Origin of the sequence: Caballeronia sp. LZ043, from assembly GCF_031451075.1 — a bacterium.
Lineage (GTDB): Bacteria > Pseudomonadota > Gammaproteobacteria > Burkholderiales > Burkholderiaceae > Caballeronia.
Window position 1 is genome coordinate 601,519 of the sequence record NZ_JARUXT010000003.1, and the last position, 22,822, is coordinate 624,340.

15 protein-coding genes and 2 pseudogenes are annotated in these 22,822 nt (G+C 63.4%); 15 read left to right on the forward strand and 2 right to left on the reverse strand.

The genetic code is table 11. The features are described from left to right. Positions 1 to 85: 85 nt before the first annotated feature. From QCE64_RS22905 to QCE64_RS22935, 7 genes and pseudogenes are all read left to right on the forward strand, one after another. Complete coding sequence (locus QCE64_RS22905) at positions 86 to 967, forward strand: glycine betaine ABC transporter substrate-binding protein (protein WP_310006417.1); 882 nt, start codon at positions 86 to 88, stop codon at positions 965 to 967. A 46-nt stretch (positions 968 to 1,013) separates the two neighbouring features. Further along, a pseudogene (gene glyA / locus QCE64_RS22910) lies at positions 1,014 to 2,308 on the forward strand (serine hydroxymethyltransferase). 45 nt (positions 2,309 to 2,353) lie between these two features. Then, positions 2,354 to 3,241 carry a dihydrodipicolinate synthase family protein gene (locus QCE64_RS22915; protein WP_310006419.1) on the forward strand — a complete coding sequence of 296 codons (888 nt, stop codon included), beginning with the start codon at positions 2,354 to 2,356 and terminating at the stop codon, positions 3,239 to 3,241. 6 nt (positions 3,242 to 3,247) lie between these two features. Then, the gene (locus QCE64_RS22920; RefSeq protein WP_309923876.1) at positions 3,248 to 4,579 is read left to right on the forward strand and encodes an FAD-binding oxidoreductase; all 1,332 of its coding nucleotides are present in this window, start codon (positions 3,248 to 3,250) and stop codon (positions 4,577 to 4,579) included. 18 nt (positions 4,580 to 4,597) lie between these two features. Further along, complete coding sequence (locus QCE64_RS22925) at positions 4,598 to 6,091, forward strand: aldehyde dehydrogenase (RefSeq protein ID WP_309933445.1); 1,494 nt, start codon at positions 4,598 to 4,600, stop codon at positions 6,089 to 6,091. A gap of 16 nt (positions 6,092 to 6,107) precedes the next feature. Then, on the forward strand, positions 6,108 to 6,875 hold the full coding sequence (locus QCE64_RS22930; RefSeq protein ID WP_309933446.1) for a pyrroline-5-carboxylate reductase: 768 nt from the start codon (positions 6,108 to 6,110) through the stop codon (positions 6,873 to 6,875). Between the two features lie 131 nt (positions 6,876 to 7,006). Then, positions 7,007 to 8,009, forward strand: a pseudogene (locus QCE64_RS22935) (LysR substrate-binding domain-containing protein). 6 nt (positions 8,010 to 8,015) lie between these two features. On the opposite strand, the gene QCE64_RS22940 reads toward QCE64_RS22935, so the two are convergent. Both QCE64_RS22940 and QCE64_RS22945 read right to left on the reverse strand, forming a co-directional pair. Beyond that, on the reverse strand, positions 8,016 to 8,468 hold the full coding sequence (locus QCE64_RS22940; RefSeq protein ID WP_309923885.1) for a YaiI/YqxD family protein: 453 nt from the start codon (positions 8,466 to 8,468) through the stop codon (positions 8,016 to 8,018). A gap of 3 nt (positions 8,469 to 8,471) precedes the next feature. Beyond that, positions 8,472 to 9,176 carry a GntR family transcriptional regulator gene (locus tag QCE64_RS22945; protein WP_309923887.1) on the reverse strand — a complete coding sequence of 235 codons (705 nt, stop codon included), beginning with the start codon at positions 9,174 to 9,176 and terminating at the stop codon, positions 8,472 to 8,474. A 169-nt stretch (positions 9,177 to 9,345) separates the two neighbouring features. Here QCE64_RS22945 and QCE64_RS22950 point away from each other — a divergent pair, with 169 nt between their 5' ends. From QCE64_RS22950 to QCE64_RS22985, 8 genes are all read left to right on the forward strand, one after another. Beyond that, on the forward strand, positions 9,346 to 10,620 hold the full coding sequence (locus tag QCE64_RS22950) for a glucarate dehydratase family protein (protein WP_310006421.1): 1,275 nt from the start codon (positions 9,346 to 9,348) through the stop codon (positions 10,618 to 10,620). A 45-nt stretch (positions 10,621 to 10,665) separates the two neighbouring features. After that, positions 10,666 to 11,982 (forward strand): MFS transporter, encoded by a 1,317-nt coding sequence (locus QCE64_RS22955; RefSeq protein ID WP_309923892.1) that lies wholly within the window; start codon positions 10,666 to 10,668, stop codon positions 11,980 to 11,982. A 994-nt stretch (positions 11,983 to 12,976) separates the two neighbouring features. After that, positions 12,977 to 15,988 carry an enterotoxin A family protein gene (locus QCE64_RS22960; protein WP_310006423.1) on the forward strand — a complete coding sequence of 1,004 codons (3,012 nt, stop codon included), beginning with the start codon at positions 12,977 to 12,979 and terminating at the stop codon, positions 15,986 to 15,988. 330 nt (positions 15,989 to 16,318) lie between these two features. After that, positions 16,319 to 17,917: an ABC transporter substrate-binding protein gene (locus QCE64_RS22965; protein ID WP_309923898.1), complete on the forward strand. Its 1,599-nt coding sequence runs from the start codon at positions 16,319 to 16,321 to the stop codon at positions 17,915 to 17,917. Positions 17,918 to 17,928: 11 nt separating this feature from the next. After that, positions 17,929 to 18,909 (forward strand): ABC transporter permease, encoded by a 981-nt coding sequence (locus QCE64_RS22970; RefSeq protein ID WP_310006425.1) that lies wholly within the window; start codon positions 17,929 to 17,931, stop codon positions 18,907 to 18,909. Between the two features lie 17 nt (positions 18,910 to 18,926). After that, complete coding sequence (locus QCE64_RS22975; RefSeq protein ID WP_310006427.1) at positions 18,927 to 19,859, forward strand: ABC transporter permease; 933 nt, start codon at positions 18,927 to 18,929, stop codon at positions 19,857 to 19,859. 12 nt (positions 19,860 to 19,871) lie between these two features. Continuing rightward, the gene (locus QCE64_RS22980) at positions 19,872 to 21,560 is read left to right on the forward strand and encodes an ABC transporter ATP-binding protein (protein ID WP_309933453.1); all 1,689 of its coding nucleotides are present in this window, start codon (positions 19,872 to 19,874) and stop codon (positions 21,558 to 21,560) included. 38 nt (positions 21,561 to 21,598) lie between these two features. After that, positions 21,599 to 22,810, forward strand: a complete 1,212-nt coding sequence (locus QCE64_RS22985) for an acyl-CoA dehydrogenase family protein (RefSeq protein ID WP_309923907.1) — start codon at positions 21,599 to 21,601, stop codon at positions 22,808 to 22,810. Positions 22,811 to 22,822 lie beyond the last annotated feature (12 nt).

Sequence of the window (22,822 nt, forward strand, 5' to 3'; positions counted from 1 at the left end):
AGAAGACCGAGAGAAGAAAGGCGCCGGCAACGACCGGCGCACTAGCGAACCAGACCACACGCAGACCCACCCATCCGGAGTCGAAATGAAGAACCTGTCCATCAAGGCGGTGCTCGCAAAGGTGGTGATGCCCGCTGTCGTCGCCTTCGGCGTGGCGTCCGCTCCGGCCATGTCGGCCGAGCCTCTCAAGATCGCCGTCACCAACTGGGCCGACGTGCTGGCCGTCGCCAATGTCGCGAAGTACGTGCTCGAGACGCAACTGAAGCAGCCGGTGCAATTCGTGCAGGCGGACATCGGCATCCAGTATCAGGGCGTCGCGCGCGGCGACCTGGACATCATGGTGGGCGGCTGGCTGCCGGTCACGCACGGTCAGTATGTGGCGCGCTACAAGAACGATCTTGATGACGTCGGCATCATTTATACGGGCGGCAAGAACGGCTGGGCCGTCCCGGCGTATGTGCCCGAGTCGCAGCTGTCGTCCATCGAGGACCTGAAGAAGCCCGACGTGCAGAAGCAGCTCAACGGCGTGATCCAGGGCATCGAACCGGGCGGCGGACTGATGCAGGCATCGGAGAAGACCATCAAGGCCTACGACCTCTCTGGCTATCACCTGCAATCCGCAAGCGAGGCGGGCATGCTCGCGTCCATCCAGCGTGCCTATCAGTCGAAGCAATGGATCGTCGCAACCGTGTGGAGCCCGCACTGGCTGTTCCAGAAATGGCAGATGCGCTATCTGAAGGATCCGAAGGGCACGCTCGGCGGCGAAGAACAGGTGCATGCATTCGCGTCCAAGCAGTTCGCAGGCAGGTTCCCGCGCGCCGATGTCTTCTTCAAGCATCTGAAGCTCAATCTCGCGGATGTGGAAGCGATCGAGTTCGAGGGCAACAGCACCAACGACTATGCGACGGCCGCAAAGAAGTTCGTCGATGCGCACCCCGACAAACTGAAGGCATGGCTGGCGCAGTAACGCCAACGCCCTGCCATTCGCTGCACGATCCACGCGGAGTCTTCCTGTGAACGCACATGCGCGCTTCTTTGGCGAGAGCCTGCAGAGCCACGATCCCGTCATCGCTGCGGAGATCGCGCTCGAACTGCGGCGCCAGCAGAGCCAGATCGAGTTGATCGCATCGGAGAACATCGTGTCGTCCGCCGTGCTCGAGGCGCAGGGCACGGTGCTGACGAACAAGATTGCGGAAGGCTATCCGGGCGAGCGCCATCACGGCGGCTGCGAGCACGTGGACCGGATCGAGGCGCTGGCCATCGATCGCGTCAAGGCGCTGTTCGATGCCGGCTTCGCCAACGTGCAACCGCATTCCGGCGCGCAGGCGAACACTGCGGTGCTCCTCGCGCTGCTGGCGCCGGGCGACACCGTGATGGGCATGTCGCCCGATGCGGGCGGCCATCTTACGCACGGCGCGCGTCCCGCGCTCTCGGGCAAGTGGTTCAACGCCGTGCAGTATGGCGTGAGCCCGGAGACGCTCCGCATCGATTACGACGCGGTCCGGCGTCTTGCCGAGACACATCGGCCGAAGCTGATCATCGCCGGCTCTTCTGCTTATCCGCGTGCGCTGGACTTTGCCGCGTTCCGCGACATAGCGGATCGCGTCGGCGCGATGCTGATGGTGGACATGGCGCAGTTCGCGGGCATCGTCGCGGCGGGCAAGCATGAGAACCCGTTGCCGTTCGCTGACGTGGTCACGTCGACGACCCACAAGACACTGCGCGGCCCGCGCGGCGGCTTCATCCTGACCAACCACGCCGACCTCGCGAAGAAGATCGATACAGCCGTGTTTCCGGGCGCGCAGGGCGGTTCGCTGATGCATGTGATCGCGGGCAAGGCGGTGGCCTTCGGCGAGGCGCTGCGGCCCGAATTCGGCGCTTACATCGAGCGGATGCTGCGCAATGCACAGGCGCTCGGCAAGGTGCTGCAAGCAGGCGGCCTGCGTCTCGTCACGGGCGGCACCGACAACCCTCTCTGCTCGTGGATCTGCGCAGCAAGGGCATCACCGGCACGCAGGCCGAGAAGGCGCTGGAGCGCGCCGGCGTCACCTGCAACAAGAACGGCATTCCGTTCGATATCGAGAACCCGACCGTCACCTCCGGCATTCGCCTCGGGACGCCGGCCGGCAACACGCGAGGCCTGGGCGTCGCGGAGTTCGAAGAGGTTGGAGAAATGATCCTGCAAGTCATCGCGGCGCTCGTGCGCGATCGCGGCGGCGACGCGCAGGTGGAGTGTTCAGTGCGCGCGCGGGTGCGCGAACTGTGCGCGCGGTTCCCGATTTACACGCGTGCGGATGCGCTGGTCTGACGCATCGCAAACGACGACGCACGATCCTATTTCAGAGAGACGATCATGAGCTTCGAAGGCGTACATACCCCGCTGGTCACCCCGTTCAAGGCCGACGGCGAAATCGATCACGACATGCTCGGCAAGCATGCGGCGAATCTTGCCGGCCGCGTGACCGGACTTGGTGTGGGCGGCACCACGGGCGAATACTATGCGCTGAGCTTCGACGAGCGCGTGAAGACATTCGATACCGTGGCGCAGGCGGTGGGCGGCAAGACCTGGCTCACGGCGGGCATCAATGCAACCACCACAACTGAAGTGCTGCGCCTCGGTCGCGAGGCGAAGCGCGCGGGCTATGACGCGCTGCTGGTGGCTGCGCCTTACTACGTGCAGCCGACGCAGGACGAATTGCTGACGCATCTGCTGAAGATCGACGATGCGCTCGACCTTCCGGTCATGCTCTATAACTTCCCGGCACGCACCGGCACCGCGATCGGCGATGAAGTGCTCATGAAGCTGCTCGAGCGTCCCAACTTCGCCGCGATGAAGGAGAGCACGGGCGATGTCGCGCATCTCCATCATCTCGCGACGCAACTGCCCGAGCGCTTCGTCCTCAGTTGCGGCATGGACGACCAGGCGCTCGAGTTCTTCGCGTGGGGCGTGCGGAGCTGGGTGGCGGGCGCATCGAACTTCCTGCCCGAAGCGCATACGGAACTGCTCGAAACCTGCGTGAAACAAGGCGATTTCAACGCAGGCCGCAAGCTCATGACGCAGTTGCTGCCCGTGCTCGAACTGCTCGAACGCAGCGGCAAGTTCATTCAGTATGTGCGTTATGGCTGCGAGCTTGCGGGCACGCGTGTGGGTCATGCGCGCGCGCCGCTCGGCACCCTCGACGACGAAGAGCGCAACGCTTTCGCGAAGCTCGTTCAACCTTTGCTGCGCAACGCTCAGTGAACCTGCATGGCCTCGAAACTGGAGTTCGCGCATCTGCCTGCCCCGGATGGCGTCAACGGCTGGTGGGAAAGCCTGCCGCCCGCCGCGCCCGCGAGGACCGTGACGGGTGAACACGCTTTCGACTACGTCGTGGTGGGCGGCGGCATTACCGGGCTGTGTGCGGCGCGGCGGCTGGCCGAGCTCGCGCCGGACGCATCCGTCGCGCTCGTCGAGGCCGATCGTATCGGCCGCTCGACGGCGGGCCGCAATTCGGGCTTCTTTGTGGATCTGCCGCACGACATCAGCAGCGAGAGTTATTCGCGCAGCGTAGAGGCCGACAAGGCCGATGTCCGTCTGCAACGGCACGGTATCGACTATGTGCGTTCGATCGTGAGGCAGCATGGCATCGATTGCGACTGGCGCGACGACGGCAAGTATCACGCGTCGGTCAACAAGAAGGGACATGCGGCGCTCACGCATTTCGCGGAAGGCCTCGCACGCATCGGCGAAGCGTGCGAATGGCTCGATCAAAACGCGATCGAGAAAGTGACGGGCACGCCGTTTTACGAGAGCGCGCTGTTCACGCCGGGATGCAGTACGGTTCAGCCGGCCGCGCTGATGCGCGGTCTCGCTGCGACGCAACCCGCGAACGTGACGGTGTTCGAGCTGAGCGCGGTGAAGGGCATGGACACGCGCGGCGCAACGACGCTGCTGAAGTTCGCCGGCGGCAGCATCACGACAGCGCGCGTCGTACTCTGCACCAACGCCTATGCAGCGACCTTCGGCGGCCATCCGAACGGCCTGCTGCCGGTCTACACGTTCGCGTCGATGTCGCGGCCGATGAATCCCGACGAGATCGCGCGGCTGGGCGGCATGCAGTCGTGGGCGCTGATTCCCGCCGATCCGATGGGCACCACCGTGCGCCGTCTCGCCAATCACCGCATCTGCATTCGCAACCACTTTGCGTTCCGGCCGAACCTGTCCGTCTCGGACGGCGATCTCGCGAAGTCGCGACAACTGCATCAACGTTCGTTCGAACGGCGCTTTCCGATGTTGAAGGACGTTGAGCTGCAATACACGTGGGGCGGGGCGCTGTGCCTGTCGGCGAACAATGGCGCGTTGTTCGGCCAGCGCGAGCAAGGCGTGTTCGAAGCGGTCGGCTGCAATGGTCTCGGGTTGAGCCGCGGTTCGGCATCGGGCAAGCTGATCGCCGAATACGCGCTCGGCGAATCCCATGCGTTGATCGATCAACTGCTGCGACAACCGCATCCGCGTTCGTTGCCGATGCGGCCGATTGCCGATGTCGCGGTGACCGCCGCGATCTGGATGAAGGAATTCTCGGCGGGCGCCGAGCTTTGAATCTGTGAGGATAGACACATGACGACGCACCAGGAATGGACAAGCAAGGCACAAGGTCTGGCGCTCGATGGCCGCGCGCTGATTGCCGGGGCACGCTGCAACGCGGCGTCGAACGAAACCTTCGATACGCTCAATCCTTCGACGGGCAAGGCGCTTGCCGCGATTGCCAAGTGCGATGCGAAGGACGTGGACCGCGCGGTTGCAGCAGCGCGAGAGGCCTTCGAATCGGGCATCTGGTCGAAGGCCGCGCCATCGCATCGCAAGGCGGTGCTGCAGCGTCTGGCGCAACTCATCGACGACAACGCCGAAGAGCTCGCGCTGCTCGAAGCGCTCGAAGCCGGCAAGCCGATCAGCGAGTGCATGGGGCTCGACATCCCCGAGTCGGCGGCGTGCATCCGCTGGCATGCTGAAGCCACGGACAAGCGTTATGACGCGTTGTCGCCGTCGGGCGCGAGCGTCGTGAGCATGATCACGCGCGAGCCGATCGGTGTCGTCGGCGCGGTGTTGCCATGGAATTTTCCCGCGCTGATGCTGGCCTGGAAGGTCGGGCCGGCGCTCTCGGTGGGCAACAGCGTGATCGTGAAGCCAGCCGAGCAGACGTCCCTGTCTACCTTGCGCATCGCCGACCTCGCGCTCGAGGCGGGCGTCCCGTCGGGCGTGCTGAGCGTGGTCACGGGCCTGGGTGAGAGCGCCGGGCAGGCAATCGGCTGTCATGCCGACATCGACCTCGTGGCCTTCACCGGTTCGACCGAAACGGGCAAGCGTTTCCTGCGCTATTCCGCCGATACCAACCTGAAGCGCGTCGTGCTCGAATGCGGCGGCAAGAATCCGCAGGTGGTGCTGCCGGACGTCGCCAATCTCGATGCAGTCGCGGAACAGGCCGTCGCCGCCGCGTTCTGGAACATGGGCGAGAACTGCAGCGCCGGGTCGCGCATCATCGTGCATGCCAGTCACAAGGAGGCCTTGCTGCAGAAGATGCAGGCCGTGCTGGAAGGCTGGAAGACCGGCGACCCGCTCGATCCCGATGTGAAGCTCGGCTCGCTCATCGAGGAAGCGCATTACCGCAAGGTGCTGGGCCACATCGAGAAGGCGCGGGCCGAGGGCGCGCGCGTGGTGTGCGGCGGACAGGCGACGCTTGCGGAGTCCGGCGGCTGGTTCGTCGAGCCGACCATCATCGATCAGGTCACGCCGGAGATGAGCATCGCCCGCGACGAGGTCTTTGGCCCGGTGGTGTGCTTTATCGAATATGCTGACGTCGACGAGGCCGTGCGCATCGCCAACGATACGTGCTATGGCCTCGCGGCATCGCTGTGGACCGACAATGTCAATCACGCTCACAAGGTGGCGGCGCGCATTCGTGCAGGCACCGTGACCGTCAACTGCTTCGGCGAAGGCGACCTGACGACGCCGTTCGGCGGCTTCGGGCAGTCGGGCTTCGGGGGACGCGACAAGTCGATCTACGCGCACGATCAATACTGCGAGCTGAAGACCACGTGGCTTAAGCTCGACTGACTACAGACGAGGAAGTATGCGGATTGGATTCGTCGGCACCGGCGCGATCACGCGGGCGGTCGTGACCGGGATGATCAGGTTCGAGGTTCCCTTCGAGCGTATCGCGCTGTCGCCGCGGAATGCGGACACGGCGGCAGAGCTTGCGAAACTGGATTCACGTGTCGAGGTATGCGCCAGCAATCAGGCGGTGCTCGATTCCTCGGACGTGATCTGTCTCGCGGTGAGGCCGCAGATCGCCGCCGATGTCCTGCCCGCGCTGAAGTTCGAGCCGCGCCATCATGTCATCAGCTTCATTGCCGGCAAGTCGCTTGCGCAGATGCGCGAATGGCTGGGTGACGTGGCGGCGGTGATTCGCGCCATCCCGCTGCCGGCGGTGTCGGAAGGCAAGGGCAGCACCGCGCTGTGTCCGCCGGATGCGGTCGCGCGCACGCTGTTCGCGCCGCTCGGAGCGGCCGTGGAAGTCGAAGACGAACATCAGTTCGATGCATTGTCCGCCGCCACCGCGACCATGGCGAGCTACTTTGCGTTGCTGGAAGAGCAAGCCTCGTGGCTCGTCGCGCAAGGTCTGCCGTATGCATCGGCGCGCTCGTTCCTGTCGGGGTTCCAGGTGGGCCTCGCGCATGAAACCACCAAGGACGCCCGGCCGTACTCGGAGTTGATCGGCGAAATGTGTACGCCGGGCGGACTCAATGAACAAGTGACCAACGAGCTTGCGCAGCGGGGCACCTATCAGCATTACATCGAAGCGCTCGAACGGATCCTGAAACGCGTGCAGGGACGTTGACGGACGCTAACGGACCGGCTGCGGGTCGCCATCACCATCAAGACAGGCAATGAAATCAATAAAATGACTCATCAGCGGCGCCGCGTGCCGGGCGCCTGCAGGTGCCCGCAAGCCCTTCGAAGGTGATCCCGATGCAGAAGAAACAGCAGTTCGCCGACCGGCTGCTCGCACAGATGCCCTCGTTGCGCGCGCTTCGGTGCTTCGTCACCGCAGCGCGCTATGAAAGCTTCACGCAAGCCGCGGAAGTACTGTGCGTGACGCAGGCCGCTGTCAGCCGGCAAATCAAGGAGCTCGAGGACACGCTTGAAGTTGCGCTGTTCGAGCGCGCCGGCCGTCATATCGCGCTGACGGATGCGGGGCGCATCCTGTACAACGCGTCTTATCTGTCGATCATGAATATCGCGGAGGCGGCGCAGGCGGTGCGGCGCGTGGATCGTCACGCGCTCACACTGTGCATCTCGCATACTTTTTCGGCGCTGTGGCTGTCGGGCAGATTGCCTGCATTCCGTCGCCGCTTTCCGGAAATCCGCCTGCACGTGATGGTCACCGACCAGTTCATGGAACTGGACGATCTCATGGAACCGGACGTCATCATCACGAAAAAATCCGCCGCGCGAGGCGGAGTACGAAGTCGAGCCGCTGTTTCACGACATCGTTTATCCGGTATGCAGCGTTCCGTTTCATGAACGCCACTTCCATGGCCGCACGCTCAAGCCGCTCGATCTGCTCCAGCATCCCACTCTGAGTCTTTCGCTGCTGGGGCGGGCGCAGGTGTGCGAGCACGTCGACTGGCGCGTATGGAAGAACTGGTTCCAGCAAGGCGACGGCTCGGAGCGCCTCGATCAGAACGACAACTTCGAGAGCAACGACTACCGCTTGCTGGTGGCGCAGGCCGAGGCGGGCGAGGGCACGCTGCTCGGCTGGCATCATCTCGTGCATCGCCAGGTGGAGCAAAAGAAACTCGTGCGGCCCGTCGACGATGCGCTCGTGTTTCATGACCGTCATCATTACCTGAGCACACATCGCAATGCGCGGGCGCGGCCGGAGTACATGCAGTTCCGGCAATGGCTCGACGATGAGATCGGCGCGATGATGCAGGGCTGGCCGTCCGAGCAGGCCAAGGTCGCGCAGTGATCCGCTTCAGCCGCGCGCGTGCCGGGCAAGAAACCGGTCGAGCTGCGCGGCGAACTGCTTGCCGTCGCGCGGACTATAAGGCGGCGGTCCGCCGGTAGCGACGCCGCTGCTGCGCAACTGGTCCATCATCGAGCGGATCGAAAGACGCTCCTCGATATTCTCTTCACTGAACCATTCGCCGCGCGGGTCCAGCGCGTGCGCTGCCTTGGCGAGCACGGCTGCGGCGAGCGGAATGTCGGCCGTGATGATGAGGTCCCCCGCCTGCGCCATCTCGACGATGCGCGCGTCCGCGACATCGAAACCCGCGGGCACCTGAACCGCCCGGATGAACGGCGAGGGCGGCGTGCGCAGGAACTGGTTGGCCACCAGCGTGACGGCGACTTTCACGCGCGGCCCCGCACGGAACAGGATGTCCTTGACCACGCTCGGGCAGGCGTCAGCATCGACGAGGATTTGCATGCGTCAATGGTCCGTCAGATAGTCGGGATGGCTCGCGCGGATTTCGTCGAGCTGGCTGAGCGTGCCGGACAGATGCGCGCGCAGGGCGGCATCGGCGGCATCGGCATTGCCCTGCTCGATGGCGTCGACGATGGCGGTGTGGTCGCGCACCACGGCCAGCGTCTTGCCTTCCACGGGCAGATGCAGGCGCCGCAAGCGGTCTATGTGTCCGCTCAGCCGGCGCACCAGGTCCCAGAGCTGCGGCACGCCCGCGGCTTCATACATCTGCCGGTGAAACGCATGATCCAGCAATGCGAACTGCTCGACGTCCTGCGGTTCCAGATAATCCATTTGTTCCGCGATCGTCGCGCGCAGCCGCGCGACCAGTGACGCCTTGTGCGCTTGCGCGAGCGTGCGCACGATTTCGAGTTCGATCGAGCGGCGCAGAAAGTGCGCCTGCAACGCCGATGCGACGCTGATCTGGCTCACGACGGTAGCGTGCTGCGGAAAGATGTCGACGAGACCCTCTTCACCCAGCTTGATGAGCGCGTCGCGCACAGGCGTCTGGCTCAGGCCGTAGCGTGTCGCCAGTTCGCTGCGTGACAGCACCGTGCCGGGCGCCAGTTCGAGCGACAGGATCAGCTCCCGCAGGCGTTCGAATACCTGCGGCGCCGCGTGGCGCGATCGGTCCAGGCGATGGGTCGCGCGCGGAGCATCGATATTACTCATATGAATGATGAAGCGTACTGAAACATTAGTACTATAGCCTGCCTTTGCGGCCCTGCCGAGCGGCGCGAGACCTCCGGAACGCTCGGTGATTTCCCTACTGACACACTAATGTATTAGTGCTTTACCATGGCTTCATTCTCGCTTCCGTCCATTCGCAGGAAACATCGCCATGACTCGACAGATCGCCATTACTCACGTGCGCATCACGCCGATTGCCTTTCGCGACGGCCCGCTCCTCAATGCCGCGGGCATCCACGAGCCGTGGGCACTGCGCGCGATCGTCGAACTGGAAACGAATGACGGACGAGTCGGCATCTCCGAAACCTATGGCGACGAACCCATGCTGCGGGTGCTGCACCAGGCGAAGGATCTCGTCATCGGCCTCTCGCCGTTCGAACTCAACCAGATGGAAGAGCGCATGCGCGCGACCATCACGGCCACGCCGGGCGCCGTGGAGTTCGAACTCGCACCGGGCTCGCATGCCGCGAAGAATGCGCCGAAGGTCATCAGCACGCTGGAAGTGGCGATGCTCGACCTGCAGGGGCAGATCGTCGGCGCGCCGGTGGTGGATCTCCTGGGCGGCAAGGTGCGCGACGCCGTGCCCTACAGCGCGTATCTGTTCTTCAAGTACGCGGAACACATCGACAAGCCCTACGCGCCGGATGCATGGGGCGAGGGCATCAGCCCGGAGCAGATCGTCGCGCAGGCACGCCGCATGATTGACCTGTACGGCTTCCAAAGCATCAAGCTGAAAGGCGGCGTGTTCGAGCCCGCGCATGAAATCGCCTGCATGCAGGCGCTTGCCGAGGCGTTCCCCGGCATGCCGCTGCGTCTCGATCCGAACGCGAACTGGACGCTGGAGACGAGCATCAAGGCCGCGCCCCAGCTCGACGAAATCCTCGAGTACTACGAAGACCCGTGCCCTGGCCTCGACGGCATGGCCGAACTGCAAAAGCATACGAAGCTGCCGCTTGCGACCAACATGGTCATCACGACCATGGACGACTTCCGCAAAGGTTGCGAGATGGGTTCGATCAAGGTGCTGCTCTCGGATCACCACTACTGGGGCGGACTGCGCGCCACGCAGACGCTTGCGCGCATGTGCAGGCTGTGGGGCTTCGGCATGTCGATGCATTCCAACTCGCACCTCGGCATCAGTCTGATGGCGATGACCCACGTGGCGGCGAGCGTGCCGAACCTGACCTACGCGTGCGACACGCACTACCCGTGGCAGGAAGAAGAAGTCATCAAGGGCGGCCGCGTGAAGTTCGACAACGGCGCGGTGCGCGTGCCCGTCACTCCGGGTCTCGGCGTCGAGCTGGATCGGCAGAAGCTCGGCGAATTGCATGAGCAATATTTGTCATGCGGCGTGCGCAATCGCGACGACCTCTCACAGATGCGCAAATATCAGCCGGAATTCACCGGCAAGAATCCGCGCTTCTGATTCGAATAAAAAGGCGTTCGCAGCGCTACTCCAGGAGACATCTTCATGAGCACTTCCAGCGCGCTGTCGAGCGCCGTCCGCAAGATCAAGTGGCACGTGCTGCCGCTGTTCGTCGTGATGTTCATCGTCAATTACATCGACCGGGTGAACATCGGTTTCGTGCGTCAGCATCTGAGCGCGGACCTGGGCATCGGCGCTGCGGCCTATGGGCTCGGCGCGGGTCTGTTCTTCGTCAGTTATGCCGTATTCGAAGTGCCGTCGAACATGCTGCTGCAACGCTTCGGCGCGAAGGCATGGCTCACGCGCATCATGGTCACGTGGGGGCTGGCTGCGGTCGGCATGGCCTTCGTGAAGGGCGAAACATCTTTCTATGCCATGCGTCTGCTGCTCGGCGCGGCCGAAGCGGGCTTCTTCCCGGGCGTGGTTTTCTACTTCACGCAATGGCTGCCGCGCGATCAACGCGGCCGGGCCATGGCGGTCTTCCTGAGCGGCTCGGCGCTTGCATCAGTGTTCTCCGGGCCGATTTCCGGCGGCCTGATGCTGATCGAAGGCGCGGGCCTGCATGGCTGGCAGTGGATGTTCATCATCGAAGGCATGGCCTCCGTGGTGCTCGCGGGCTTCGTGTGGTTCTGGCTGGACTCGAAGCCGCGCGACGCGAAGTGGCTCACGCGGGAGGAACAGGATGCGCTCATCGCGGAGGTGGAAGCGGAACAGCGTCAGCGCGATGCCGCGCATACCGTGAAGCCCTCGTCGTGGAGCCTGTTGCGCGATCCGCAGATCCTGATCTTCTGCCTGATCTATTTCTCCGTGTCGCTGACCATCTACGGCGCAACCTTCTGGTTGCCGAGCATCATCCGCAAGATGGGGCATCTGAACGACTTCCAGGTCGGGCTCTTCAATTCGATTCCCTGGCTGATCTCGATCGTCGCGATGTATCTGTTCGCCGCTCTTGCTGGACGCTTCAAGTTCCAGCAGGCATGGGTGGCGTGCGTGCTGTTGATCGCGGCGGCAGGCATGTATGCCGCCGGTCTGGGCAGCCCGGCGTTCTCGTTCGTCGCCATCTGTTTCGCGGCCATCGGCTTCAAGGCGGCATCGTCGTTGTTCTGGCCCATTCCGCAAGGCTATCTGGATGCGCGCATCGCGGCGCCAGTGCTCGCGCTGATCAACTCGATCGGCAATCTCGGCGGCTTCGTGGCGCCCGCAGCCTTCGGCTTCCTCGAACAGAAGACCGGCTCGATCCAGGGCGGTCTCACGGGCCTGGCGATCATGTCTGTGGTGGCCGCGGTCATCGTCTTCCTGGCGCGCATGGCCCCGCGCGAGGGTCGCACGGCGCTCGGACTTCAATCTCGCCCCACGAAATAAGTCCTGACGGCAGCGCCCATTAGCTAAGACCAAAGCCTTGGTTTGAAGGGCGCGGCACGCGTATCAGCATGAATCGCATCCGGCGGCCGTGCATGGCCATAAGCGACAGTGCTATGTGTGGTACTTGATCGCCACCGTCCGAGCGGGCGACCTCACTATGATCAATCAACAGGCTTTTGGTACGTACCGTACCGATCCGGTTTGTCGATCGTCATTGCGAGGATTACATGAAGGTTCCCAGCACGAGTCAGAGTTTTCAGCCTAACGAAGCATCAGACGCCTGGTCGAACCAGCAAGTCTGCACTGAGCCGAGTCCACAGCCGGACCAAGCTGATTTGCCAGCGTGTCCGGTAACGGGAGATCAACCCGCCGGCCAACTTAACGGGCGTAACGCGCCTGCCACCTGTGGCCAAGGGGACGACCTCAGTGCGTCGCCAATCTCCTCCAGCGGATCTGATGTCTCGTCCGCCAATGGGCTCTTAACGGATACCCGACATGGCGATTCCACCGGGAATGCCCTGCATGAGCAAGTTCAGCAAAAGGTGGGGCAAGCCACAGCTTGGCGATTGAGCCTCGACAAGGGTGATGCGGACGAAACCAGGCATGATGCTCTTGGCGGCTCGCTTCAATCGCTCCCTCTCCCTGTCCCGAATGCGGATCGAACACCCGCGCAGGCTGTCAAGCCATCACCGGGCATCCTCAATGATCGGCCCATCATGGTGCGCACACCGACCGCCAACCTGCTGCAGGAGGCCGCCGGTTTTTTGCCACGTTCGCATCGCCAAGCGATGCCCATAGCCAAAACGCGCAACTGGCGGATGACCACGTCATCGAGAAACGCGATAAGCCCAAAGAGAAGCGCTTTCGCGAATACCGGGGCGGTGACGCCTTGCGGGAGCGCGCGCGTTCGTATGAACGATTCGATCAGTTTGACTATCTACGCACACGCGGCGTAACGGGGCGTGGAACCTGCTTCGGACTCGACACGGAGGCGATGCGCCGGATCGATGCAGCCTCGAACTCCCAGTTCGATCTGCAAACGGTAGTGCGATCGATGCGTGACACCGCGCAATCGAACTCACCGGAGGCCGAAAAGATGTTTGATCGAGTGGACAGCTATCAGGCGAAGCAGCGCCAGGATGGACCACCGATCCTTGGTCACTATGACAAGGAACCGACGCAGTATCTCGCATTAATGAACCTGGAGCGCAAACAACGCCTGGAGGCGCTTTACCGTTCTATCGACAACTTGCAGTCGGGCGATCACGCCTTGGTGCTGCTCGGCGTCTACTCGAAGAAAAAAGCCGATTCCGAGATTGGTGGCCACGCCATTCTTATACAAAGGCAATCGAACGGTGAGTACTCGATTTTCGATCCGAACAACGGCGTCTTCAACTACAAGACGCGCGAAGCCGCGTCAAAATCGCTTGCTCGCTACTTTAATTCGGCGTATTCGGAAGTCGGTGGCAAGCTGAATCCGGACGCAATCACTGTCTACCGTCGGGTCCCTGCATCGACTCCCAGATCTTTCCTGTCCTCGCAGAACGTTACATTTCCGCAGGCTGAGCAAGACCTCCCGCTCGAGCCGTTTCTGTACGGTGCGCACGCGGACGATGCGAATGGTCTAACAGGCGCCGCGCTGTTACCACCGATGCTGCGGGGCATCTCGTACAGCAGCTACTGGGATGCCCTCGGTACGCATGCGATGCGTGATGTTGCAACGGGACGCGCTTCAGATCTGGCTGCTTCGACCGTGCAACTTAATGACGATCTGCACCGGGTTGGGCGCGGCATGCGAACACTCGGACAACTCAACCTGTTGCGCGACCAAAGCCGCTACATCGCGAGTCCAGATGTGCCCGACCGCGTCCGTCATGGGGGCGTGAGTCACGCCAATAGTGGAGCCACGCTGACCGTCGATCTGGCAAATCAGTTCATGCGTGGGTATCCCAGCGGTGAGGCGTCGCTACCCTTGCCCAACGACTTCGCATACATCGATTTCGAATTGGGCGAACCCGCGAGCGGGGGCGGCAACCCCGCAGCCCGCCATCGGCCCTTGATCGTGCAACGCCTCAATCCCTCTTCGAACTACAGAAACGATCGCTACCAGATCTATGATCCTGAGCACGGCGTATTTACTTATCGAGACTACGCTCACATGGAGCGGGCCGTGAGCGACGCGTTCCACGAGGCATACCAGGATTCGGGCGGCGTCCGATCTGCCAGCGTTACCTACTACGCTGTTCCTGACGATCACGCCAGGTCCAACGCGCTAGTCTCGTCACGTCCCAGCGGTGGGATCGGCAATCAGTCGCTGTCGAGCATTCGCGAGCGTTATATTGGCGCTTCGCCTCCGGTGCCCGACTTCGCGGCTCGCCCACAGCCGCCGAGTGTGGTGTTCAGCCCGACTACCTTGCCGAATCATGACGAATTCAAGCGCGGCAGCGATCTGTCCATGGAGACAAAGCCCTACGAGCGCTTTCGTCCATCGCGTGAAACGCCGGGTTCTCTGAAGGCGCGTGGTGGCTTCGAATCCGAGGAAGTATCGCTTCAGAATGTCAGTCTCGACGTGCATGATTTCGACATGGCGTCGAACCCGCGCACGACCGATGGTGCGGGCTATCTGAGCACGTTTGCGATCTCCGTTGCAGCCCGGCGGCGCCTTGCTGCGCAAGGGCCTAACGGATACATCTATTCGGTGGCGCCATCGCCGAACATGGTGTCGGTCAACGGCAGTCTTGGGGAATACTCGCGCAACCCGGAGGATCAGGAAGTTGCCGCGATGGGCCGCATCGATTACGGCCAGATCAGGGGCTGGTGGCAGGTGTCCAACGGTGAGGCAGGGAGCTTCGTCGCCAATCCGGACTATCGTTCGGACATCTTCGATACAACCCGCACAGCGGGTGCCCGGCCGGATTTGGCGCGCTTCCCCAACGGCGATCCGCCTTGGGGAGAGGCGCTGTGGCGTTCTTATGCCAGACCTGTCAAGCAGGGTCTTGAGACAGTCGGATGGCAGCCAGAAGGTGATCAGAATCTGACTCAAGCCAATTTCTACGCACACTCGCTGGGCAAGATCCGGATCGCGGAGGAGCGGCAATCCTGCCATCTGGACTATCGCGGGCCGACCACACTATGGGCTGGCGATCCGCCGAGCGCTCATTCTGGCATCCTGCTTTACGTCGACGGTTCGGGCAATGTGTACGACGACTATGTTTACAGGTCGGGGCCAAACCGATCCGATAGCGTAAGCCAGTTCCGTTTCAGCGACGACGGCCGTTTCCACCTCGCGAACGACACGAACCGCGTACTGGAGGTTCGAAGCGACGGCTACGTTTATACCGGACCGACACCCGAAGGGACGGGTACGAACGGCGTGTTCCGCTACGAAACCGGTCATTTGATTCACGTCGAAGACGGCAAGTATCTGTCGATCGGAAAGTTCGGCTATCAGCCGTACGTGTCAGCGACCGACTTGGGACGTCTGTCGAAATGGACCTTGACCGACCCGGGACTTCATCCGGTGACGCCACCCGCTGCCAACACGTTGACATATCACGAAAGTAATGCTGGCGACTCAGCCGCGCTGCGGGAATTCGAACGCGATCCCGACACCGCGCTTCCGCCTGGGTTCAACGGGTTTGTCACTCGTGTTCCCAGCATCGATTCCAATGCCTTGGGCGGCAGCATCGAAGATTTTGTGCAGAACACGGGAGCCGTATCAGCACCGAGGATTGCGGAGTGGCTTGGCCGACGGCATGTTGCGCTGCTGTTGCGCGATGGTACCTACCTGGTGCCGACGCCATACGGCCAGCTCGAGGCTCACAGGATCGACGGCATGCCGACGTGGCGGACGACATACGATTGGACCGAGCATGCACAAAATTGGCAAATGCTTGGAGAATTCCCACCCAGCCGGTACAGCGTGCCCGACGATGTCTGGCAATCAATCCAGGCACAAGCAGCACGGCGCGACAGGATGGAGAAGGAGCTATCCGCGCCCACATGACGCGAGCCCGATATACCGGGGACCGTGCATCGGGACGGGCTCGTGTGTCCTTCCATTCACCTTCGACGCGCTCGACTGCTTCTTCGAAGCCGATCACGCCGTGGCCCATGCCGCGCGCTGGGCGCGGCTGTGGATCGATCAACGAAGGCGCGGATGAGCAGAACATACCCTTTCCGCTCGTTTCCTCATAAGCTTTTCGCGCCGCCGTGCTTTTGCATATGCGGAACGCTTGGTTCTCTTGCATGCGATGCCGTTCTATCGTGAGCGGCGCGGCAACATCATGCCGCGTCATATCCGAACGACCACGGCACACAAGAGGAACGGCAGCACATGGCAGGTTTCAATCGGCGGGAATTCCTGGTTTCATCGGGCGCGGCGCTCGCGTCCGCAAGCCTGTCTTCACTGACTTTCGCACAGGGCGCGGCGCCGAAGCGGGGCGGCACGCTCAACATGCTGATCAATCCCGAGCCGCCCGTGCTCGTCTCGATCTTCCAGACCACGGGACCCGCGCTCGTCGCCAGCTCGAAGGTGCTGGAAGGGCTGCTCGCCTATGACTTCGATCTCAAGCCGCAGCCGCAACTCGCTACCGCCTGGAAGGTCAGCCCGGACGGCCTCAGGTACACGTTCACGCTGCGGCAGAACGTCAAGTGGCACGATGGACAGCCTTTCACTTCAGCTGACGTCGCGTTTTCCATCGACCTGCTGAAGTCGATTCATCCGCGCGGCCGCAGCACCTTTGCGAACGTCGTGCAGGTCACGACGCCGGACGCGCGCACTGCTGTCATCGAATTGTCGAAGCCCGCGCCTTATCTGCTGAAGGCGCTTTCGGCAGGCGAGTCGCCGATAGTCCCCAAGCATCTCTATGCCGCGGGCGATCCGTTGTCGAACCCGCATAACAATGCGCCTGTCGGCACCGGCCCGTTCCGCTTCAAGTCGTGGACGCGTGGTGCGAACATCGTGTACGAACGCAATCCGGACTACTGGGACGCAGGCAAGCCGTATATCGACGCACTCGTCTTCAAGGTTGTGCCCGATGCCGCCGCGCGTTCGGCCGCCTTCGAAACCGGCGCGCTTGATCTCGGCGGAGAGAACCCCGTGCCGTTGTCGGACTTGCCGCGTCTCACGCAGTTGCCGCAACTCGCGGTGGAGACGCGTGGCTATCGCTTCCTCGAGCCGCTCTCGGAGATTGATTTCAATCTCGATCATCCGGTCCTGAAGGATCTGCGGGTGCGTCAGGCTATCGCGCATGCAGTGAATCCCCAGATCGTGCAGAAGACGATTGCGTACGGTTATGCCGATGTCTCGCCCACACCCATCACGCCTGCTTCGCCGTATCACGATGCAAAGCTTGCACCGTATGCATTCGATACAGCGAATGCGGAGAAGCTGCTGGATGCGGCAGGTTATCCGCGCAAGAACGGCGGTCCGCGCTTCCAGCTGACGCACGACTATCTTCCCTATGGCGACATGTACCGGCGTCAGGCCGACTATGTGAAGTCCGCGCTGGCGCGCGTGGGCATCGAGGTCACGGTGCGCTCGCAGGATCTGCCGTCGTTCCTCAAACGCGTGTATGCGGACCGTCAGTTCGACTTCACGAGCATCGGCGTGAATACGTTGTTCGATCCGAGCGTGGGCGTGCAGCGTTTGTACTGGTCGAAGAACATTCGTCCGGGCGTTCCGTTTTCCAATGCACCGCATTACAACAACGCGCAGGTGGATAGCCTGCTCGAAGCGGCGTCGATTGAAACCGACGAGAGTAAGCGCATTGCGTTGTATCAGCAATTCCAGCAGATCGTGTATCGCGACCTGCCGATTCTCAATCTCGTCGCGCCGCGAATGGTCACGCTCGCGAATCGCCGCGTACGCAATCACACGGTGTCCGCGCAAGGCCTGGAAGGCAATCTCGCCGATGTGTGGCTGGCTGCATGAGGAGCGATGCGATGAACCGACGCAGCCGTTTCGCCGCCATAGCGAGACGCACGGCATGGCAGGCGCTGCCGTCGATGCTCGCCATCGTGATCGCCAACTTCTTCCTGCTGAAGCTGATGCCCGGCGACGCCGCCGATGTACTGGCAGGCGAGTCCGGCTCCGCCACGCTGGAAACGGTGCAGGCCTTGCGCGCGAAGTTCGGCCTGGACCAGCCGGTGCTGCATCAGCTCGGTGCGTACCTCGAGCATCTTGCGCACGGCAGCCTCGGCTATTCGCCGCGCTATGACGCGCCAGTCATGCAGCTGATTCTGTCGCGCCTTCCCAGCACATTGATCCTGATGGGCACGGCGCTCGCGCTGGCCATCGTTGCAGGGATCGTGCTGGGCGCGGTCATGGCGCACTGGGCCGGCAAGTGGCCGGACCGCGTGCTCTCGGTGCTCGCGCTGCTGCTGTATTCGACGCCGGGCTTCTGGATCGGGCTGCTGGCCATCGTCCTGTTCTCGGTGCATCTCGGCTGGCTGCCGAGCGGCGGCGATGTGACGGTGGGCGCAAACCTGCATGGCTTCGCCCATCTCGCCGATCTTGCCCGGCATGTGCTGCTGCCGGCCGCGACGCTCGGCTCCTTCTTCGTCGCCATCTACGCACGGCTGACCCGCAGCGCGATGCTCGAAGTCACGCGCCAGGACTTCGTTCGCACCGCACATGCAAAGGGGCTGCATCCTTTGCGCGTGACGGTGCGCCATGTGCTGCGCAACGCCCTCATGCCGCTCACGACGATGGTCGGCATTCACTTCGGGACGCTGCTGGGCGGAGCGGCCGTGACGGAGACGGTGTTCAGCTGGCCGGGCCTTGGCCGGCTCGCGCTCGATGCCGTCATGGCCCGCGACTTCAGCGTGTTGCTCGGCGTGCTGCTGCTGTCCTCGTTGCTGGTGATCGTCGCGAACGTCGTGGTCGATCTGCTTCAGGCGTGGCTCGATCCACGCATCGCTTGACTCACTCATTCTCACGCATGGCTACTCCTTCACCTCATTCCGCCTGGCGACGCCAGCTCGCGGGCGCGTTGTTCGGCTCGCGCCGTGCACAGCAGGCGCCGTCTTCGCATGGCTCGCGCGGTGCATGGCATGCGCTGCTGCGCAATCCTTCCGCGCTTGCGGGCCTTGCGCTGCTGGCCGCCTTCATCGCACTTGCGCTCGGCGCCCCGCATTTCTTTCCTGGCGATCCGCTCGACATGGTTGCAGCGCCTTTCGAATGGCCGGGCGCTGATCCGCTTTACCGCCTCGGGACCGATTCGCTCGGCCGCGATGTGGCGGCGGGCGTCACGCACGGTGCGCGCGTGTCCTTGCTGATCGGTGCATCGGCGGCGGCGATCGGACTCGTGATCGGCACGCTGGTGGGCGCGCTAGGCGGCTTCTTCGGCGGGCTGACCGATGACGTGCTCGTGCGCGTCACCGAATTGTTCCAGACGGTGCCTTCGTTCCTGCTGGTGATCGTGATCGTCGCGATCGGCAATCCGGGCGTGACGGTCATCGCGCTGGCAATTGGTATTGCCTCGTGGCCGACGGTCGCGCGGATCGTGCGCGCCGAGTTCCGTACCTTGCGACAGAGCGATTTCGTCCTCGCCGCGCGCAGTCAGGGCTTCAGTCATACGCGCATCATATTCGGGGAAATATTGCCTAACGCATTACCTCCGGTGATCGTGACGGCATCGGTGATGGTGGCGAGCGCGATCCTGATCGAATCGTCGCTGTCGTTTCTCGGCATGGGCGATCCGAACGTGGTGACGTGGGGCGGCATGATCGGCGCGGGCCGCGATTCGCTGCGCACCGCGTGGTATCTCACCGCGATTCCCGGCGCGGCGATCGTGCTGGCCGTGCTCGCGCTGAACCTGCTCGGCGACGGTCTCAACGACGCTCTCAATCCGCGCATGCGGCCGCTTTCCTGACGAGGTGAAGGCTTGACTCAACTTCTTGAAGTGCGCGGTTTGCACGTGGATTTCGGCGCGCATCGCGCGGTGCGCGGCATCGATCTGGATATCGCGGCCGGCGAGACGCTGGCCCTCGTCGGTGAATCGGGCTGCGGCAAGTCGGCTACGGCGCTCTCGCTGATGCGGCTGCTGCCCGCGCCGGGGCGGGTGACCGGAAGCGTGCGTTTCGACGGACGCGACGTGCTCGCATTGAAGCCGCGCGACATGCGTGCACTGCGTGGGCGCGACATCTCGATGATCTTCCAGGAGCCGATGACCTCGCTGAATCCGGTGTTGCCGGTCGGCGCGCAGATTGTCGAAACCTTGCGGCAGCATGAATCGCTGTCGAAGCAGGCAGCGCAGCGGCGCGCAGTGGAATTGCTCGATCTCGTGCATGTGCCCGAGCCGCAGCGGCGCGTAGCGGATTATCCGCATGAACTGTCGGGCGGGCAGCGGCAACGCGTGATGATTGCGATGGCCGTGGCATGCCGTCCGCGTCTCCTGATCGCCGATGAACCGACCACCGCGCTCGACGTCACCATCCAGGCACGCATCCTCGAACTGCTCGACGAATTGCGCCGCGAACTGTCGATGTCGCTGCTGCTCATTACGCACGATCTCGGCGTCGTTGCGCAGCATGCGGACCGTGTCGCCGTGATGCTTGCCGGCGAGAAAGTGGAGGAAGGGCCGGTGGAACAGTTGTTCACGCGGCCGCAGCATGCTTATACGCGCGGGCTGCTGGGAGCGTCGCTGAACCTGTCGAACGAGGTTCACTACCGCGAATGGAAGCTGCCGGAGATCCGGCACGCGGCTTCCGCCGACGGCAAGGCGGCCTTCAACGTGACGCCTCTGGCGCGCGTGAACACGCCTCAGGAAAAGCAGGACGAAGGCGAACCCTTGTTGTCGGTAAGCGGCCTGACCGTCGACTATGCGCATCGCCACGGCAAGGGCATGGCGCGCGCGGTGGACGGTGTGTCGTTCGACATCGGACGCGGAGAGACCGTGGGTCTGGTCGGCGAATCGGGGTGCGGGAAATCCACGCTCTCGAAAGCGATCATGCGCCTCGTGCCGGCTTCGGGCGGCGCGATCCGCCTGCGCGGCACGGACCTCGCGCCGCTCGACGAACGCGCGTTGCGGCCGCATCGGCGCCACGTGCAGATGGTGTTCCAGGATCCGTATGCGTCGCTGAATCCGCGCCGCACGGTGGGCGCGATCCTGGAGACGGTGCTGGCGGTGAACGGCGTCGGCGATGCCCGTGCGCGCCGTGCGCGTGCCGCCGCAATGCTCGATCGCGTCGGTCTGCCCAGTACGGCGCTCGCGCGCTATCCGCACGAATTTTCGGGCGGCCAGCGGCAACGCATCGGCATTGCGCGCGCGCTCATCCTCGAACCCGCGCTGCTGATCTGCGATGAACCGGTTTCCGCGCTCGATGTCTCGATCCAGGCGCAGATTCTCAATCTGCTGGTGGAGTTGAAGCGCGATCTGGGCCTGGCCTATCTTTTCATCTCGCACGATCTTTCGGTGGTCCGGTATATCGCCGACCGCGTGCATGTGATGCATGGCGGACGCATTGTCGAGAGCGGCCATCATTGCGAAATCTGGCGCTCGCCCCGGCATGCCTATACGCGCACGCTGCTCGACGCCGTGCCGGCCCTCCAATTCGACGCGCAGGCCGCCTGACGGCCGGCCGCGCGCAGATCAAAAAACTGGAATGAACCATGTCACAAGACTCTCAAGCCCGCAACGCATTGCATGACGCACTCGCCGCGTTGCCCGCGCTCGCGGAAGCCATCGGTGCGGACGCCGCCGCACGGGAAGTGCGTCGCGATCTGCCGTTCGAGGCGTTCGCCCTGTTTCGCCGCTCCGGCCTCGGCAAGTTGCGCCTGCCGGTGGAGTGGGGCGGGCTCGGCGGCTCGCTCGAAGATGTTTTCCACGTGATCTCCACGCTCGCCGCGCACGAGAGCAATGTGGCGCATGCGCTGCGCATCCATTTCGACCAGACCGAAGCGTTGTTGTTGTCGCCGCGTACGCCGTTCAACGAAGTGCAGATCCGGCGCGTGGCCGAGGGCGCGATATTCGGCGGCGCTTCGACCGAAGCCGGCACTTCGCGTCCCGGTGAGATCACTACGCAACTGCGTCGCGAGGGTAATCAATATCGCCTGAGCGGCCGAAAATATTATTCGACGGGCACGGCGTTCTCGGACTACGCGCGGCTCAATGTGCAGGACGAGCACGGCGAGTCGGTCAGCGCGATCGTGCCGGTGCAGCGCGAAGGCCTGCGCGTCCTCGACGACTGGGACGGCATGGGGCAGCGCATGACCGCCAGCGGCAGCCTGGAGTTCGACAATCTCGTCGTCCATGAGGACGAAGTCGCGCCGCGCGTGCAATCGACGCTCGTCGGACGCCACGGCAGCGCGCTGCGGCAACTGCATCTGGTGTCGGTCGCGGCGGGCATCGTGCGCAATGTCGTCGCCGACGCGAAGCGCTATGTGCTGAAGCACGGGCGTCCCGTGCTGCACAGCGCGGCGCCGACTGCGCGCGAGGACGGGTTCATCCAGCAGGTCGTCGGCGAGCTTTCGGCGCACAGTCACGCTATCGATGCGCTGATCGCCGAGAACGCGCGCGTGCTGGACCGGACGGCACGCGCCATCCGCAACGGGGCCGCCGATGCCGAAGCGCTCGTGCTGGCAGGCTCGCTCGCAACGGCGCGCACGCAGATCGTCGTCAGCAAGCTCGCGCTGCAAGCCGCGGAGCGACTGTTCGAGGCGGGCGGCGCGTCGGCGACTTCGCGCGCGCACAACTTCGACCGGCACTGGCGCAATCTGCGCACGATCTTCAGCCATAACCCGCTGTTGCATAAAGCGCGGGTGCTGGGCGACTACGAATTGAACGGCGTGACCACGCATCTGACCGAAGGCCGCGTTTTCTGAACCGGACGTTCC